Genomic DNA, 17,965 nt, shown 5'->3' with positions numbered 1-17,965 from the left:
TCAGATACTTGACTGCCTACTGAAGACTGCAAACTAATTTTATTTTTCACACTGTTTCAAAACTTCCAAAGCTCTCACTTCTAAAAATTTTGGATAAAATTCTTCCTCAATTTTTTCTTCTTTTCCTAATTTGATTGCTCTTTTAATCTCATCACAATAAGGTTTTGTAGATTTTCCGAAAAAACGAGCTGCACCCATATTCCATTCTGCATTTCCCATAATTACTCTTGGATTGTTTGGCGCAATTGCTAAAGCTTTTGCATATAATTGAGCGTTTTTCCCAGATAATGTCATTCCGTATTTTTGTCCGTCAAAAGCAATATAACCTGTGTTTAACAAAGCTTGCGTGATTAAAATTTCAGGATTATTTTCTGAATTAGATTTTGCTACGTCTAAAAATTCTTGTGCTTTTTTCAATTTGGTATTTAAAGTAGCTTCGTCTTTTAGACCAAAACTTCCTAAAATTTCGACTGTTGCAGCATAGTATGCAGGTTTCCATTTAGTAGGTTCTGCTTTCGAAATTCTTTCAAATAGTTGAGAAGCTTTTACCATTTCTCCTTTTTCCCAATGAGAAAAAGCTTTTTTCATTCCTGTTTGATATTTTGACTGTGCAGAGATAATTCCTGCAAATAATAACGCGATAATTAAGATTGATTTTTTCATTTTATAAAGTTTTAGTTGTTGACTTATATTTTTATCTCGATTGTTTTATTTTCTGACAATTGAAATTTAGCGTCTTTGTATTTTGGAGCACCCATAAATCCTCTTGCGTTATTAGAACAGCCATAGTCTTCTTTAGGTATTCCCAAGAAATTCGTGTCCATTTTATTGTTGTCATTTTCATCATGAAAAAAGGAAACAGCATATTCTCCTTTAGGAATTCCTGTTATAGTATAAGTCGCTTTTTTATCGGTGATTTTTGTTATGCCGTCTTTAAAACGTTTTTTCAAAAACTGACCTTCTTCGTTATACAATGCAATTAAAACTTTTCCTTTGTTAGAGTCTAAACCAGAAATATTTATAGTTAAATCGTAAGTTGTTTCTTGTGCATTTGTTGCGAAAATTCCTCCGAAAATGATTGCTATTATTAAAAGTAATTTTTTCATAATTGTTTGTTGTTTTTGTTTGATGGTGTAAATATCGTATGTTTTTTAAACTTTAAAACAAGAAACATACCGAATTGTAATTTTTTAATACTGAATTGTGATTTTATTTAGTTTCAAAGTTTTAAATAAGGTTTTCGTTAATGTTATTAGTTAGCAGGTTTGTTTAGCCCAGATTGAAATGACATCCTTTTTGTTTTTTCAACAAAAAGATATAATGGAAAGCTGGAAATAGCTCCTAAAAATTATAAATTGTCTAATTGGTTTGATTTGTTATCGTCGCTAATTGTCCAGAAGAAACCTACGAAAAAGAAACTATCTGCATTGGGAATTCTTGCTTGTCTTTCGAAATTTCCATTCATGTTTGGGGTGTTTTTATAGTTATAACCAAAAATATTTTTTGTGCCTAAAACGTTGTTTACAGAGAAATATAATATTTTTTGTTGATCTAATAAATACGCCCAATTAAAACTTAAATTGTTGAAGTTTTTAGTCTGACTATTTAAGAAACCAGCTTTGTTCGGGTTTGTGTAGTTTCTGCCAGAGGCAAATTGATAACTCAAACCAACCTGACTTTTCCAATCTGTAATAAAATGTTTGGCAACAACAGATAAATTATGTTTCGATGCAAAATTTGGTCTTGCAGCATTTGGGTAATTTCTGTAGTCTCTTTCAGTATCTAAATAGGAGTAAGAAACCCAATAATCGGTATTTTTTATTTTGCCATTTTGCCTCCAAAAAACGTCTATTCCTTTTGCGAATCCAGTTCCATTATTGTTAAAAGTTGAATTAAAATTAGGCTGATTATCATTAAAATTTGTTGAATTATTATCGAACTTCACCAAGCTATTATAGTCTTTGTAATACGCTTCGATTCTAAAAATTTGCCCTTGTTTTACAGATTGATAATTGGCAATTAAATGTGATGTGTTTTGTGCTTTTAAATTGTGTGTAAATTTTAAAAACTCATTATTCGGATTTTGATAAAACTGACCATAAGCCAAAGAAAATTGTGAGTTTTTACCTGATTTATAAGAAATTGAAGTTCTTGGAGAGATTGTAAATTCGTTTAACAATTCAGAATTTTCTGCTCTTACTCCAATTTTTGCGGCCAAGTTTTTCGAGAAGAAAATATCGGTTTCTACAAAAGAAGCAAAAATATTATTATCGAAACCATAATCGAATTTATTGCTGTTATTTGGCGTATAACTTTCGTCGTAATTTGTCATGAAATATTCTGCGCCTATATTTAAACGAAATCTACTTGAAAAACGTTTTTTTAATTTTGCTTTAAAGTGATACGAATTGTCGTTACTATTTATTTTGTCTTCCATAAACTTAACATTCGTATTGTCGTTTGTGTAGCTTAAAGCAGTTTCATATTTCCAATTATTACCGAATTTATTCTTGTAAGATGCATTAAAATATAGGTTTCTGTTTTGCAATCCGAAACGCAAACCGTCATCAAAATTAATATCATCTTGTATCACATCAAAATCTGAATAACTGTAAGCACTGTATAGTTTTAGCATAGAATCGTCTTTGAATTTTTGTCGAAAAACCATTTCGCCATTTGCGGATTGGAAAGGTTTATTCCACGTATTTCTATCTTTAAAAATGGCATTGTAAGGTGCTAAATTAATGTAAGAAGTATTAATACTGAAAGAACTTTTGTCCCATTTTTGCGTGTTTCCAACTCCCAAACCAACTGTCATTAAAGAGATGTCTGTTTTTTCTTGATCTGGTTCGTCTATAGTTGTTAATGATAAAACACTGGATAATGCTTGTCCATATTCAGCAGAATAACCACCTGTAGAAAACGTAATTCCTTGGAATAAAAATGGAGAATATCTTCCTCTTGTAGGAATGTTGTTTGTAGTTGGTGTAAATGGCGTAAAAACTCTTGCTCCATCAATAAAAATTTGCGTTTCTTCTGCTTCTCCACCTCTTACAAATAATCGTCCATCTTCGCCAACAGCAGCAGTTCCTGGTAATGTTTGTAAAGCGCCTACAAAATCGCCCAAAGCACTTGCTGTGGTTACAATATCCATTGGTTTTAAAACGGTTACTTTGCCTTTTTCTCCAGCTTCAAAAGTTCCTGCATTTATTACTACTGCATTTAAAGAATTTACATCATCTCGCAATTTTATTTTTAAATTATTGAGTGTTTTTACATTTGCAGTTTTTGTATAAGTTTCAAAAGAAACAAAGGAAATTACCAACGTTTGATTTCCTAATTCTTCTGTTTTGAATGTAAATTCTCCTTTTTCGTTTGTTGAGGTTCCATCGTAAGTGCCATCTAAATAGACGTTTGCTCCTAAAATAGGATTATTTTTAGAATCTGTAACTTTTCCTGAAACTGTGGTTTGTGCAATTAAAGAAAATTGGCAAAGTGTAATTAATAAAAATAGAATACGTTTCATCGTTTTTGTTTTTTGATGGTACAAAGATGAAATAGTTTGTTGCTGAAAAATAAAAACAAATACCGAGTTGTAATTTTTTTGTGATGAATTGTAGAACTATTATTTTGTTTTAAAACGTAAAACTGTTTTTAATTTTTCTGTTGCAACTTTCCTGAAATCAGATAGATAAATCTCTCTATGAAGTTTAGATTCCCTTTCTAAACCTTCTTTTTTAGCAAATTCTTCCATAATTTTAAAAGTGGTAGCTTCATTGTCATAAGAGCCAATGTGTAACATTTGTATGCAAGAACCTTCTTCTTTTTTTTCGAATTTTACTTTTTCAATTAATAAATCTGGTTTTTTAATTTTTACTTTTTCAATTACTTCCAAAGCATATTCTTCTGTTACAAAATTTGGTTGACGAATCATTAACGTGAAAACTAATTCGTCTTTATTTATGGGTAAATTTGGGTTGAAGTTTTTCTTTGCTTCATCAGAAATATCCCAAACACCTTCCAAAGGATATACTGTATAATCGTAATAATCTTCTAAAACAGGATTCTTTTTTAACCCCATTTTTATTGCATAAGAAAGTGCATATAAAGGAGTTATATAATTAGCAAAATGAGGATTATTTGGGTTTCCTTTTCCAGAAATCGTGAAAAAACTATATTCAGGAACTTTAATTATTTCTGGCTTTGCTTTAGGAACATATACATCTTTTTCCTTTTTTCTCCATTCGTGTTTCATCATTTAAAAAAAATAAAATTTTATATAATAGGAATGCATAAATCTACAATAAACTTATTTTCTGGATGTTCAGCAGCATTATTGTAATAAATTTCAAAAGGTGCAGTTTCCGATTTTTTGTACCCTTTTTCTATCATCCAAGCAAAAGAAGATTCCCAAGCTTGCTGGAATTGAAAAGGAGTAATTTCGAAACGAGAAACAATACATTTAGTTGGTGATAAAATTTTTAAACTCACTTCTCCATCAAGTTCTATAGGATCATTTAAAATGATGCAAGCACTCATTCTTAAGTTATTTGGATCCGTAATTTTAGGACTGTCGTGATAAATGGTTAACATTCTTGTCTCCTCATTAATCAATCCTTTTGGAGTTGCCCATTTTACTAATTTATTATAAACACTGCCAATTGCTTCCATTTTTCCTTTGTGAGAAATATATGCTAAATCTAATCTTGGAATTTTTTTAATTTCTGTTTTTGCATTCATTTGTAACCAATTTAAAGCGTTATTAATATTGCAAATATATTGTTCGAAAGTAATTTTTACTTGTCCGTTTTTGCTTTCTGTTTTGCAAATCTTGCTAAATTTATCTGGACTTTCTTCTTTAAATTGATTTGGAGAGATGCCATAAAACTTTTTAAAAGCTTTCGAGAACGAAGACAAATTACTAAAAGCAACTGCCTCTGCAACTTCTGTAATTGTTTTCTCTTTTTGATGTAATAGAGAAGAAGCTGCACATTCAATTCTTTTTCTAATGATGAAATTATTCGGAGTTTCTTCTACAACCAAAGAAAATAAACGATGAAAATGAAAAGGAGAAAAATGAGCTTTTTCAGCAATAATATCCAAAGTAAGTTTGGTGTCTAAATTTTCTTCAATAAATTGAATTGCAACATTTAATCGAGCAATATTTTCTTTTGCAATTTTAGTGGTTTTCATGTATCAATCTTTTGAAGTTGGTAGAATACAATTCCGCCTGCAAAGTATAAAAGAATATCTATATAGTCTTTGGTATATCTTGCTAAATAATTTGGGAAAACGAATTCAAAAAGAAGGCTATATAAAAAACAGAGATATAAAATTATTAAAAAAGGAATTTTATAATTCGGATTGTTTTTAGTCTGTTTTAAAACTTGTAAACAAAGAAATAAAACGATTGGAATGATTAGAAAATCATTCACATAAAAACGAACAAATTGAGGTAATTGAATATTGAAAAAAGAAGAAAAATAAATAAAACTTCCTAAAATGAAGGAGAAAAGAACATATTTAAAGAGTAGATTTTTCATCTTAACCAGCTGCAACCATTGCTATAAACCATGCTAAACCAGCGCCAATTGCACTAACCACCATAATTGCAGAATATAAAATCCAACCTGCAATTCTATATAAATAATTAGGATGCACTTTTAAACGTTCAGCTAAATTTGGGTTTTCTTTCTCGTAAATAGCTTCTTCTATTCTTTTTTGTTTGCCAGCTTCCGCTTTAATTTCTTGTTTTTTCTGATGAGAAATTAACGTATTACAATTTGTACAATACTCTTTATTTGTATTGAAAGTTCCACAATTTGGGCATTTTATGATTCTTTTTCCACTCATAATTGCTCTCTAAAAGAATACTTGTTTTTCTTTTTATAAGGACGAATAATTAAACGAGTTTCTCTATCGAAACGAATGTAATTATATACCCAATTTAGAAATACAATGGCTTTATTTCTAAAACCTATTAAAGAAAAAAGATGCACAAACATCCAAACAAACCAAGCAAAAATTCCTTGAAATTTCCATTTTGGTAAATCTACCACTGCTTTATTTCTTCCAATGGTAGCCATGGAACCCTTGTCGTTATAAACAAAAGGTTTTTGTTTTTTGTTGAATAATTTTCCTAAAATATTTTTCGCCACCAATTTTCCTTGTTGAATGGCAGGTTGTGCCATCATTGGATGTCCATAAGGTGTTTTTTCTGAAGACATGCAAGCAACATCTCCAACTGCGTAAATATTATCGTAATTTAAAACTTTATTGTATTCGTCAACTTTAATTCTTGCAGCTCTTTCTATAACACATTCTGCGTTTAAACCATCAATAGTTTGTCCTTTTACACCAGCTGCCCAAATAACAGTTTCCGCTTTAAAATGATCTACACCATTTGTTGTAACCGTTTTTCCATCGTAATCTAAAACACGTAAATTTTTCCAAACATTTACGCCCAAATCAATTAGAAAATCTTCTGCTTTTTCCGATGCTTTTGCACTCATTCCTTTTAGAATTTCACCAGAACTTTGTATTAGGTTTATTTGCATTTGCCTGATGTCTAAATCAGGATAATCTTTTGGTAAAATTCCCTTTTTCATTTCTGCTAAAGCACCTGCTAATTCCACTCCTGTAGGTCCACCACCAACAATAACAAAGTTCATTAATGCGTTTCTTTCTTCAAAATTTGAAGTTAATAAAGCCTCTTCAAAATTTTCTAAAATTAAACTTCTAATGTTCAAAGACTGTGGAACAGATTTCATTTCCATTGCATATTTCTGAATACTGGTATTTCCAAAAAAGTTGGTTGTAGAACCAGTTGCAATTATTAATTCGTCGTATTCTAAGTCTCCAATTGAAGTTTCAACCAGATTTTTTTCAGGATTTATTTGTACAACTTCTGCCAATCTAAAATAGAAATTCTCTACATCGTTAAAACGTTTTCTTAAAGGGAAAGCAATAGAATCTGGTTCTAAACCTCCTGTAGCGACTTGATATAATAAAGGTTGAAATGTGTGATAATTATGTTTATCAATTAAAACAACTTGCAATTCTTGTTTTTCTAAACCTTTTGCAGCGGCTAAACCTGCAAATCCTCCACCAATAATTACAACTCTTGGAAAACTAGTTTGTGGAATGTTCATATCAGATTTTTGGATTGTTAGATTTTAGAAATGCAAATTTACTGAAAATGAATTTATTTCTGCATTCTTTTAATCTCTTGTAGTGTTTTATTTGAATTGATAAATTCAGTAATAACTTTAAAACGTAATTCTTCAATTTCTAAATCGTAATATTCTGCCCATTTATCAACTTTAAATAAATACTTTATTTGTTTTATTCTTTGTTGTGCTTCAGAAAATGAAAACAAATGATTAGTAGTTTTGTTATTTTTAGGTTGAAGTTTAGTTGTTTTATCTTCAAAATTTACTTCAATATAAAACATTTTTTCTGATGAATTAATAGGGAAGAAGTCACTCCATTTTGCAAAACCAATTACAATATTTTGATTTTTATAATTATCAGCAGCAATTAATTTCCATCTACAATTGGCAACTCTTCCCCAATGATTCGATTTTCTATACACACCTTCATCAGTATAAAAATACATACTTTCAGATTTACTTTTGTAGTTTGTTTTATCTGGGAATTGAAAATCATCTACTTGTTGAAATTCACAAAAAGTATGTTTGAAGAAGTTGGTTTGGTTGTGGGTTTTCAAAAGAAAATAGATTGAATTAAAAAACGCAACCAAATTAATGATTGCGTTTTTATTTATGTTAGATAATTTGAAAAATTATTTTACTTCTTCGAAATCTACATCTTCAACATTGTCTCCTTGAGCATCTGCTTCTGGTGCACCTTGTTGTTCTGCTCCAGGATTTGCTCCTTCAGCACCACCTTGTGCAGCATACATCTCTTCAGATGCAACTTTCCAAGCTTCGTTAATAGTTGCTAATGCAGTATCAATTTGTGCTAAATCTTTAGATTCGTGTGCAGCTTTTAATTCAACTAAAGCAGCTTCAATTGGGGCTTTTTTATCATCAGATAATTTGTCTCCAAATTCTTTTAATTGCTTTTCTGTTTGAAAAATCATAGAATCTGCTTCATTGATTTTCTCTGCAGTTTCTTTAGCAGCTTTATCTGCATCTGCATTTGCTTCAGCATCTTGTCTCATTTTTTCGATTTCTTCTTCAGATAATCCAGAAGAAGCTTCGATTCTAATTTCATGGGATTTGTTTGTTCCTTTATCTAAAGCAGAAACTTTAATAATACCATTTGCATCAATATCGAAAGTTACTTCAATTTGAGGAATTCCTCTTTGTGCTGGTGGTAAACCATCTAAATGGAAACGACCAATTGTATTATTATCTGCAGCCATTGCTCTTTCACCTTGTAAAACGTGAATTTCAACAGAAGGCTGATTGTCTACAGCAGTAGAGAATACTTGAGATTTTTTTGTAGGAATAGTAGTGTTTGCATCAATTAATTTTGTGAAAACATTACCCATTGTTTCAATTCCTAAAGATAAAGGTGTAACGTCTAATAACAATACATCTTTTACATCTCCAGATAAAACTCCACCTTGTATAGCAGCTCCTAAAGCTACAACTTCATCAGGGTTTACTCCTTTACTTGGTGCTTTTTTAAAGAATTTTTCAACAGCTTCTTGTACAGCAGGTATTCTTGTAGAACCACCAACTAAAACTATTTCATCAATATCAGAAATTGTTAAATCTGCATTTTTTAAAGCAGTTTGACAAGGTTCTATTGTTCTCTTTACTAAATCGTCTATTAATTGTTCGAATTTAGAACGAGATAAAGTTCTTACCAAGTGTTTTGGTCCACTTGCAGTAGCAGTAATATATGGTAAGTTAATTTCTGTAGAAGCAGAAGAAGATAATTCAATCTTCGCTTTTTCTGCAGCTTCTTTTAAACGCTGTAAAGACATTGGATCTTCTCTTAAGTCCATGTTTTCATCCGCTTTAAATTCATCAGCTAACCAGTTAATGATTTTCTCATCAACATCATCACCACCTAAATGCGTATCTCCATCAGTAGCTAATACTTCAAAAACACCATCTCCTAATTCTAATATAGAAACATCATGTGTTCCTCCACCAAAATCAAAAACAACAATTTTCTTATCGTCGTTAGATTTGTCTAATCCGTAAGCTAATGCAGCAGCAGTAGGCTCGTTTATAATTCTTCTAACTTTTAAACCAGCAATTTCTCCAGCTTCTTTAGTAGCTTGTCTTTGTGCATCGTTAAAATATGCAGGAACTGTAATTACAGCTTCAGAAACATCAGAACCTAAATAGTCTTCTGCTGTTTTTTTCATTTTCTGTAATACCATTGCAGAAATTTCTTGTGGCGTATATAAACGACCATCGATATCTACTCTTGGCGTGTCATTATCTCCCTTAACTACTTTGTAAGGTACTCTTTTTACTTCTTTAGAAGATTCAGAGAATTTATTACCCATAAAACGTTTAATAGAATAAACTGTTTTAGTTGGGTTTGTTACTGCCTGTCTTTTTGCAGGGTCACCAATCTTACGTTCTCCTCCTTCAACAAAGGCAACAATAGATGGTGTCGTTCTTTTTCCTTCTGAATTAGGGATTACAACTGGCTCATTTCCTTCCATTACAGAAACACAAGAGTTTGTTGTACCTAAATCGATTCCAATTATTTTACTCATAATACTTATTTTATAATTTTAAATTCGTTTTTCAATTTTACAATTAGTGTTAGGCAAACTGTGTGCCAACCGTTTTTTCTTTGGAAAATGTCAGTTTTTGAAAATAATATTGAAATATTATGTGACATAATGACACAATGTGGTGTCTAAATCATTGAATAGAGGAATATTTGAAATGAATAAATATTTTCATATATTTGGAAAGTTCTTTTAGAATTAAAATTTAATAAAAACAATTAAACCACAAAAAATCATGAGTAAATTCGACGAAAAAGTAGCATTGTACAAGAAGTTTATGGACGATAGAAACTTTCGTTCTAATGACGATTTATTAGCTGCTGTTACAAAAGGTCTTGGGCCATCAATTTATAAAGCTGATGCAGAAACTGTTTCTGGTTCTGACGCAAAAGAATTGGCAACTGTAAAAAATAATTTTTTAATTAAAAAATTAGGATTGGCAGATAGTAAAGAATTAGATGCAGGAATTGAAGAAGTGATGGAAAGAATTGGAAAATCTGAAAGAAAAAAATACAGAGCAGTAGTTTACTATATGTTAGTTAAAAAATTCGATAAAGAATCGGTTTACGGAATGTAAAAAAGAATTTCTTTTTAAATTATATAAAAAAATCCAACTCATTGAGTTGGATTTTTTACATTTACAGCAAATATTTTAATCATTTTTACGAATGTCGCAATTTATAAGTGTTTTCGATATGCTGAAAATTGGTGTGGGTCCATCAAGCTCACACACATTAGGTCCTTGGAGAGCTGCAGAAGCTTGGGTTAAAAAAATTAAAGAAAACAAAAAGTTCGATTTAATTGATGAAATAAAAGTCGATTTATATGGCTCTTTATCTTTAACAGGAAAAGGACATGCCACAGATTTAGCTATTCTATTAGGATTGAGTGAAGCAGATCCAGAATATGTGCCTATTGAAGATGTTTTTATAATTGTTGATAGAATAAATACACAAAAAGAAATCCTTTTTAAAGGTGGGAAATGTGTCACTTTTCCTGAAAATTCAATTCGTTTTAATCGAGATTTTTTACCTTTTCATTCCAATGGTATGACTTTTAGAGGGTTTTCTAAAGGTGAAGAAATCTCTACCCAAACCTATTTTTCAATTGGTGGAGGATTTATTGTTCAAGAAAATGATAATTTAGAAGAAGAAATAGAAATCAATAAAAAGAATTTTCCTTTCCCTGTAAATAGAGCGATTCAGTTAGAAGAATATTGCGAAAAAAATAATTTATTAATTTCTGATATTGTTTTAAGAAACGAATTAGAGTTAAGAGACGCAAAAGAAATTGATTTCGAGTTAAACAGAATTTGGGAAACCATGTTAGAATGTATGTACATTGGTTGTCATACAGAAGGGAAACTTCCTGGAGGTTTAAATGTGAAAAGACGTGCTTTTGACACACATGTTAAACTTATAAAAGATACTTCTTATACAAACCCAAAAGAATGGATTACTTCTATTAGGAGTACAGAAGTAAAATTTCGAGAAATTCTTAAATGGGTGAGTTGTTTTGCGCTTTCTGTAAACGAAGTAAATGCTTCATTAGGAAGAGTGGTAACTGCACCAACAAACGGAAGTGCAGGTGTAATTCCTGCAGTTTTAATGTATTATTTGGTGATAGAAAATCATGATGCAGATTTCGAACACGTTAAAAAATTCTTATTAACAGCTGGTGAAATTGGCAGTATTTTTAAGAAAAATGCCACAATTTCTGCAGCAATGGGAGGTTGTCAGGCAGAAATAGGAGTTTCTTCTGCAATGGCAGCAGCTGCTTTAACAGAATTATTAGGAGGTTCTCCTGCACAATGTTTGGTTGCAGCAGAAATTGCAATGGAACATCATTTAGGTTTGACTTGCGATCCAATTGGAGGTTTGGTTCAAATACCTTGTATTGAAAGAAATGCAATGGGCGCAATTAAAGCTATTAATGCAGCAGAAATGGCTTTAGAAACCGATCCAAAAGATGTAAAAGTTCCTTTAGATAAAGTAATTGATACAATGTGGGAAACTGCAAAAGACATGAATAAAAATTACAAAGAAACTTCTGAAGGAGGTTTGGCAGTTACTGTTAGAATTGTGGATTGTTGATTTTTAGTTTCAAAGTTTCAAAGTTGAAAAAACTATTCAATCTCTACCTTTTTACCCAAAAATTTTGGCTGAACATTAAATATAATGTCAACAAAGACTTTTACTCTTGCCAAATATTCTCTTAACTTAACTTTTAATCCATATTTACCAGAGATACTTTTGGCGTTAAAACTAACTGCTTTAATATTAAAATGTTCCGCTAAATAAATAGCTCTTTCATTATGAAATTGTTGCGAGATAATTGTTATTGAAGTTTGCCCGAAAATTTCTTTAATTCTAACTACAGAATCTAAAGTTCTAAAACCAGCGTAATCTAAAAATATTTTATTTTCCGGAATTCCAGCTTTAATCAAATCAATTTTAAAATCTGTTGGTTCATCATAATTAGTAGAACTATTATCTCCACTAATAACTATATATTCGATTTTGCCAGAATTATATAATTTTACAGCAGCATCTAATCTGTATTTATAATATAAGTTTATACGACCATCACTTAAGAGTTTAGAAGTCCCTAAAATTAAACCAACTTTATTTTTTGGAATATTTTGAGTTTCAGAAAACACTTTTTCTTGCGCATTTTTCTCAATGGCATAATTTGATGCATAAATGCTTAAAATACAGAAAGTAATAAAGAAGAAAATAGCTTTAAAAAAAGTTTTCTTTTTCATCTAACGCGTAAAAACTAGTTCATTTTCAGATGACATTTCTTCTGAAAAACCATATTTTTCAACATTAAAACCTTTTAATTCTACTAAATTTTTTACATTATTTTCTATAATATATCTAACCATATATCCACGTGCTTGTTTAGCGTACGTCATTATAGTTTTGTATTGTCCGTTTTTGAAATCTTTAAAAACGGGTGTTATCATTGGCACTTTTAAAACTTTTTTAGGCAAAGCTTTAAAGTATTCTGTACTTGCTAAATTGATTAACAATTCGCCTTCTTCTAATTCTTCATTTAAAGATTTTGCCAAAGTATCATCCCAAAATTTGTACAAATTTTCTTTTCTACCAACTTTAAGTTTTGTTCCCATTTCTAATCTGTAAGGTTGAATTAAATCCAAAGGCTTCAACAAACCATACAAACCAGATAAAATTCGCAAACGTTCTTGTAAAAGAGGTAGTTTTTTTTCATCAATAGAATTTACATCAATTCCTTGAAAAACAGCTCCAGTAAAAGCATAAATAGCTTGTTTAGCATTTTCTTCTGTAAATGGAGTTTTCCAATCTTGGTTTCTTTCATAATTTAAAGAAGCTAAATCGTCTGAAATTGACATTAAATCTGCTAGTTTCTTTTTAGAAAGTGTTTTTAGTTTTTTGTTTAGTTTTTCTGAACTGTCTAAAAAACGAGGTTGTGTATGTAAACTTGTAGGTACTTTACTTTCGAAATCTAATGATTTTGCTGGAGATATAATTATTTTCATTTCTATAAAATTGAAAAGATATGTGTTCTTAAATTCAACCTTAAAAATACAAATGATAAATCTATTTCTTCAACAAAAATTGATTTTATATTTATTATTGTATTGATAAAATTTATGTATATTTCATTACCTCAATACTCAACTAATTAATGAATACATATTTAAAATATAAAAAAAGTAGTTTTCATAATTTTATAAGAAGTAATAGAAAATACGCACCTCTCTTTTTTTTTATTGCAGGTTTTACATGGGATTCTTTAACACTTGGAAGAATTGATAGGTTGTATGATATTATTGTATTATGCACATATATGACACTGCTAACTGTTAGTATTTATTTTTTTAATTTGGTGGGTAATGAAAAATGGGAGAATAGTTTTATTAAAAAATATGGAGATTATTTACCATTGGCAATTCAGTTTTTTTTAGGTGGACTTTCTAGTGCCTATGTAATTTATTTTTCTAGAAGTGTTTCATTATCTAAAACGGCTTCATTTTTTATAATTTTAATTGTTTTACTATTTGCAAATGAGTTTTTTAAAAAACGAGTTTCTAATAAATATCTTCAATTTAGCGCATATTTTTTTGTCAATTTTACTTTTTTAAGTTTCTTTTTGCCTGTCATTTTAAAAGAAATGAACACTGCAATTTTTTTAATTTCAGGAATAATAAGTTTAATTTCTACCATAATATTGGTCGTTCTTGTTTACAGAACAAACCCTTCTGCTAGAGTTGAAATTGTAAAATGGAAAATGTTAAGCATGATTTTGGGCATATATGTTTTAATTAATACTTTTTATTACTTAAAACTTATTCCGCCAGTTCCATTAGCTTTAGATAAAGGCGTTGTAGCTTATAATGTAGAAAAATATAATAACCATTATAATGTTACTTATGAAGTTGATGAATGGTACGTTTTTTGGCGAGACCATAAAATAGATTTCAATAGAAATTCTAATAAACCTGTATATGTTTTTACTTCCATATTTGCTCCAACAGATTTACAAAAGAAAGTTTATCATCAATGGAAATGGTATAATCCTGAAATAGGTGAGTGGCAAAATTTTGACAAAATCGGTTTTGAAATTACAGGTGGAAGAGATAATGGTTACAGAGGTTACAGTTTTAAAAATAATGTAATTGATGGCGAATGGAAAGTTGAGGTTATTACTGAAGAAAATCTTGTTTTAGGAGTTGTAGATTTTAATATTAAAACTACAAATTCAGTTAAAAAAACAAAACTTGTAAGTAGAGAATTCTAATATTTTTTTAATTTAATAGTAGATATTATTTATATTAATCGTAATATTGCAATAAACAAATTAAGATGGGTTTAACAAAGTCAGAAATTTATACAGAAGAACAAAATAAAATTGCTGCAATTGCAAAAGTATTAGGACATCCTGCTAGAATTGCAATTTTAGAGTTTCTAATTAAGTTACAATCTTGTGTTTGTGGAGATTTGGTAAAAGAAATTGGTTTGGCACAACCAACGATTTCTCAACATTTAAAAGAATTAAAAAAAGTAGGAATTATAAAAGGCACAATTGAAGGAACTAGCGTTTGTTACTGTATTCATCAAGAAAATTGGAGTAAAATAAAAAATACTTTAAACAAATTTTTAAATCAAAATTTAAACGAAAACTGTTGTTAATAAAAGAAATTATTATAAAAATGCAAAAAATTAATCAAAAAATAACAACTACAATTTCAAATTTAGAAGTTGATAAAATCACTAATGAAAGGAAACTAATTTTAGAACCATTAGTTAACTTTATACAAGACAAAGTTGCTACAGATAAAGATGTTAATATTAATTTTATTTGTACACATAATTCAAGAAGAAGTCATTTAGCTCAAATATGGGCTCAAACAATGGCAGCATATTTTAATATTAAAAATGTAAGATGTTATTCTGGAGGAACAGAAGCAACTGCAATGTTTTATAAAGTTGTGGAAACACTTAAAAATACTGGGTTTGAAATTAATAAAATTTCTGAAACTGAAAATCCTATTTACGCTATAAAATTTAATGATAATTCGCAACCAATTATTGGTTTTTCTAAAAAATATGAAGATGAATTTAATCCTAAATCAGAGTTTGCTGCAATAATGACTTGCTCACAAGCAGATGTAGGTTGCCCATTTATTTTTGGTGCGGAAAAGAGAATTCCGATTACTTATGAAGATCCTAAATTATTTGACGGTACAGAAATTCAAGCCGAAAAATACCAAGAAAGAAGTTTACAAATAGCAACAGAAATGTTATATGTATTTTCAAATATTAATAAATAAAAAGAAATATTATGAAATTATCAGAAATAAAAAATCACTTAAAAAATTTAAATGAAATCGCTTTTAAATTACCAAATGGAGAATTAGTTCCAAGTCATTTTCATGTAACAGAAGTTGGTAAAGTAACTAAAGATTTTATTGATTGTGGAGGTAAAGTAAGAAGCGAAACAGTAATTAATTTTCAACTTTGGGAAGAAAATGATTACGACCATAGATTACATCCAGAAAAATTAGTTTCAATAATAGAATTGTCTGAAAAGATTTTTAAGTTCGATGATTTAGAAATTGAAGTAGAATATCAAGGAAAAGAAACTATTGGTAAATACAATTTAGATTTCGACGGAACAAATTTTTTGTTAACGTCAAAAGTAACTGCTTGTTTGGCATTAGATGCATGTGGAATTACAAAACCAAAAATTAAAATAGCAGAAGCAGTTGGTTCTTGTTGCGACCCAAAATCTGGATGTTGTTAATTTTATAATTTGCTATAATTAATTCGACTTGTTTTCAATTTTTTAAAAGACTAATTTCGCTTTTATCTTGTGCATCTTAAATAGTGCAAAACTATTTTAGAATGATACAGTTTAAAACTCGTGTTTATGATTAAGTTAAGGAGTTACTTAAAAAAGAAATTTTCCGTTTCAAGTTTACTTAAATTACAAAAAGTTGCTCAAAATTTATTGAAAGTAATGCCTTTTGGATTAAATCTAAATCAATTAGGAGTAATTTATGGAACAGACAAAGTACTTGGTCATTCTTATACACAACATTACACAACGCATTTAAAAAGGTTTAGATACAAGAAAATTAATTTATTGGAAATTGGAGTTGGTGGTTATGACAACCCCAAAGCTGGTGGACAATCTTTAAGAATGTGGAAAAGATATTTTCTCTTTGGAAAAATTTTTAGTTTAGATATTTTTGATAAATCACAACTTCAAGAAAAAAGAATTAAAATTTTTAAAGGTAGCCAAGTAGATAAAGATTTTTTAAATAAAGTTACTAATGAAATAGGAGAATTAGACATTATTATAGATGATGGAAGTCATATTAATGAACACGTTATAGAAAGCTTTAAACTTTTGTTTCCAAAGTTAAAAGATGGTGGTGTTTACGTTGTAGAAGATATGCAAACATCTTATTGGGAAGACTTTGGTGGTGACAGTAAAGATTTAAAGAATCCTAAAACAATGATGAATTATTTTAAAAGCCTAACAGATTCGTTAAATAATCAAGAATTTTTAATTCCTAATTATCAGCAAAACTATTTTGATAAAAAAATAATCTCAATGCATTTCTACCACAATATGGTATTTATCTACAAAGGGAATAACGATGAAAAATCAAATATTCTTCAAAAGAAATAAAGATTATTAAAAAGGGCTAAAACTCTTCTTTGGAATTTTCAGAATAAGTTCTCCATTTTTCTAAACAATCTGTAATGTCTTGAGGGACTTCAGAGTTAAAACGCAGAAATTCTCCTGTTTTAGGGTGTGTAAAACCTAATGTTTTTGCATGTAGTGCTTGTCTTGGTAAAACCTTAAAACAATTTTGTACAAACTGTTTGTATTTTGTAAAAGTTGTTCCTTTTAAAATGTCATCTCCACCATAACGTTCATCATTAAAAAGTGTGTGACCAATATGTTTAAAATGCGCTCTAATTTGGTGTGTTCTACCAGTTTCCAATTTACATTGTACCAAAGTTACATACGTTAAACGTTCTAGAACTTTATAATGAGTAACTGCGTGCTTTCCAAAATCTCCATCAGGAAAAACAGCCATTTGCAAACGATTTTTTAAACTTCGTCCTATATTTCCTTCAATTGTACCTTCATCTTCATCAACATTTCCCCAAACTAAAGCATAATACAAACGCTCTGTAGTTCTATCAAAAAACTGTTTAGATAAATGTGCCATTGCAAATTCAGTTTTTGCAACTACTAATAAACCACTTGTATCTTTGTCAATTCTATGAACTAAACCTGGGCGTTCATTAGAATTTGTGGGCAAGTTTTCTATATGATGAATTAAACCATTTACCAAGGTTCCAGAATAATTTCCATGACCTGGATGTACAACCATTCCTGCAGGTTTGTTTACTACAATTACAGTATCATCTTCAAAAACTATATCTAAAGGTATGTCTTCTGCAACCAATAAGTTTTCTGCTGGCGGATATGCCAAAACAACTCTAACAATATCTTTTGGTTTTACTTTATGATTCGATTTTACAGCAACATCATTCACTAAAACATTACCAGCTTTTGCAGCTTGTTGTACTTTATTTCTAGTGGCATTTTCTACAAAGTTCATTAAAAATTTATCAACTCTTAAAGGTTCTTGACCTTCGCTAGCAGTAAATCTGTGATGTTCGTATAATTCGTCGTTTTCTACTTCTTGAGATTCGTTTTCTTGCACAG

The 17,965-nt window shown here is 29.5% G+C and carries 20 protein-coding genes; 7 read left to right on the top strand and 13 right to left on the bottom strand.

Translation table 11 applies throughout. The features are described 5' to 3' along the window. Nucleotides 1-39: 39 nt before the first annotated feature. From H9W90_RS08130 to dnaK, 10 genes are all read right to left on the bottom strand, one after another. Complete coding sequence (locus tag H9W90_RS08130) at nt 40-663, bottom strand: hypothetical protein (RefSeq protein WP_187481135.1); 624 nt, start codon at nt 661-663, stop codon at nt 40-42. 23 nt (nt 664-686) lie between these two features. Beyond that, on the bottom strand, nt 687-1,106 hold the full coding sequence (locus H9W90_RS08125) for a DUF2141 domain-containing protein (RefSeq protein WP_187481134.1): 420 nt from the start codon (nt 1,104-1,106) through the stop codon (nt 687-689). A gap of 242 nt (nt 1,107-1,348) precedes the next feature. Then, on the bottom strand, nt 1,349-3,526 hold the full coding sequence (locus H9W90_RS08120) for a TonB-dependent receptor (protein ID WP_187481133.1): 2,178 nt from the start codon (nt 3,524-3,526) through the stop codon (nt 1,349-1,351). Nucleotides 3,527-3,625: 99 nt separating this feature from the next. Beyond that, entirely contained in the window at nt 3,626-4,258 is a 633-nt protein-coding gene (locus H9W90_RS08115) for a GyrI-like domain-containing protein (protein ID WP_222934227.1), read from the bottom strand. Nucleotides 4,259-4,275: 17 nt separating this feature from the next. Further along, the gene (locus H9W90_RS08110) at nt 4,276-5,193 is read right to left on the bottom strand and encodes an AraC family transcriptional regulator (RefSeq protein WP_187481132.1); all 918 of its coding nucleotides are present in this window, start codon (nt 5,191-5,193) and stop codon (nt 4,276-4,278) included. After that, complete coding sequence (locus tag H9W90_RS08105) at nt 5,190-5,543, bottom strand: hypothetical protein (RefSeq protein WP_187481131.1); 354 nt, start codon at nt 5,541-5,543, stop codon at nt 5,190-5,192. Before H9W90_RS08105 ends, H9W90_RS08110 begins: the two co-directional genes overlap by 4 nt. 1 nt (nt 5,544) lies before the next feature. Further along, entirely contained in the window at nt 5,545-5,853 is a 309-nt protein-coding gene (locus H9W90_RS08100; protein WP_187481130.1) for a hypothetical protein, read from the bottom strand. Then, nucleotides 5,850-7,151, bottom strand: a complete 1,302-nt coding sequence (locus tag H9W90_RS08095) for an NAD(P)/FAD-dependent oxidoreductase (RefSeq protein ID WP_187481129.1) — start codon at nt 7,149-7,151, stop codon at nt 5,850-5,852. Before H9W90_RS08095 ends, H9W90_RS08100 begins: the two co-directional genes overlap by 4 nt. Nucleotides 7,152-7,204: 53 nt before the next feature. After that, nucleotides 7,205-7,729 (bottom strand): hypothetical protein, encoded by a 525-nt coding sequence (locus H9W90_RS08090; protein ID WP_187481128.1) that lies wholly within the window; start codon nt 7,727-7,729, stop codon nt 7,205-7,207. A 75-nt stretch (nt 7,730-7,804) separates the two neighbouring features. Further along, nucleotides 7,805-9,709: a molecular chaperone DnaK gene (gene dnaK / locus H9W90_RS08085; RefSeq protein ID WP_187481127.1), complete on the bottom strand. Its 1,905-nt coding sequence runs from the start codon at nt 9,707-9,709 to the stop codon at nt 7,805-7,807. Between the two features lie 253 nt (nt 9,710-9,962). Here dnaK and H9W90_RS08080 point away from each other — a divergent pair, with 253 nt between their 5' ends. Both H9W90_RS08080 and H9W90_RS08075 read left to right on the top strand, forming a co-directional pair. Beyond that, a complete protein-coding gene (locus tag H9W90_RS08080; protein WP_088354657.1) occupies nt 9,963-10,304 on the top strand; it encodes a DUF2853 family protein in 342 nt (113 codons plus the stop codon). Between the two features lie 91 nt (nt 10,305-10,395). Continuing rightward, a complete protein-coding gene (locus H9W90_RS08075; protein WP_187481126.1) occupies nt 10,396-11,820 on the top strand; it encodes an L-serine ammonia-lyase in 1,425 nt (474 codons plus the stop codon). Between the two features lie 32 nt (nt 11,821-11,852). Here the strand turns inward: H9W90_RS08075 and H9W90_RS08070 are convergent, their stop codons facing one another. Beyond that, the gene (locus tag H9W90_RS08070; RefSeq protein ID WP_187481125.1) at nt 11,853-12,491 is read right to left on the bottom strand and encodes a SanA/YdcF family protein; all 639 of its coding nucleotides are present in this window, start codon (nt 12,489-12,491) and stop codon (nt 11,853-11,855) included. Beyond that, nucleotides 12,492-13,250 (bottom strand): peroxide stress protein YaaA, encoded by a 759-nt coding sequence (gene yaaA / locus H9W90_RS08065; protein WP_187481124.1) that lies wholly within the window; start codon nt 13,248-13,250, stop codon nt 12,492-12,494. It abuts the gene before it with no gap. Nucleotides 13,251-13,399: 149 nt separating this feature from the next. On the opposite strand from yaaA, the gene H9W90_RS08060 reads away from it, so the two are divergent. From H9W90_RS08060 to H9W90_RS08040, 5 genes are all read left to right on the top strand, one after another. Further along, entirely contained in the window at nt 13,400-14,512 is a 1,113-nt protein-coding gene (locus H9W90_RS08060) for a DUF2914 domain-containing protein (RefSeq protein ID WP_187481123.1), read from the top strand. Nucleotides 14,513-14,577: 65 nt separating this feature from the next. Next, complete coding sequence (locus H9W90_RS08055; protein ID WP_187481122.1) at nt 14,578-14,904, top strand: ArsR/SmtB family transcription factor; 327 nt, start codon at nt 14,578-14,580, stop codon at nt 14,902-14,904. Nucleotides 14,905-14,924: 20 nt separating this feature from the next. After that, entirely contained in the window at nt 14,925-15,545 is a 621-nt protein-coding gene (locus tag H9W90_RS08050) for an arsenate-mycothiol transferase ArsC (RefSeq protein WP_187481121.1), read from the top strand. An 11-nt stretch (nt 15,546-15,556) separates the two neighbouring features. Then, nucleotides 15,557-16,018: a DUF6428 family protein gene (locus H9W90_RS08045; RefSeq protein WP_187481120.1), complete on the top strand. Its 462-nt coding sequence runs from the start codon at nt 15,557-15,559 to the stop codon at nt 16,016-16,018. A gap of 126 nt (nt 16,019-16,144) precedes the next feature. Continuing rightward, nucleotides 16,145-16,912, top strand: a complete 768-nt coding sequence (locus tag H9W90_RS08040; protein ID WP_187481119.1) for a class I SAM-dependent methyltransferase — start codon at nt 16,145-16,147, stop codon at nt 16,910-16,912. Between the two features lie 16 nt (nt 16,913-16,928). Here the strand turns inward: H9W90_RS08040 and H9W90_RS08035 are convergent, their stop codons facing one another. Beyond that, entirely contained in the window at nt 16,929-17,963 is a 1,035-nt protein-coding gene (locus H9W90_RS08035) for an RluA family pseudouridine synthase (RefSeq protein ID WP_187481118.1), read from the bottom strand. Nucleotides 17,964-17,965 lie beyond the last annotated feature (2 nt).

This window comes from Polaribacter pectinis (genome assembly GCF_014352875.1).
In the GTDB taxonomy this organism is placed as follows: Bacteria; Bacteroidota; Bacteroidia; order Flavobacteriales; family Flavobacteriaceae; genus Polaribacter; species Polaribacter pectinis.
Note: the sequence above shows the minus strand (reverse complement) of the source record. Positions and strands in the feature narration are given on the sequence as shown.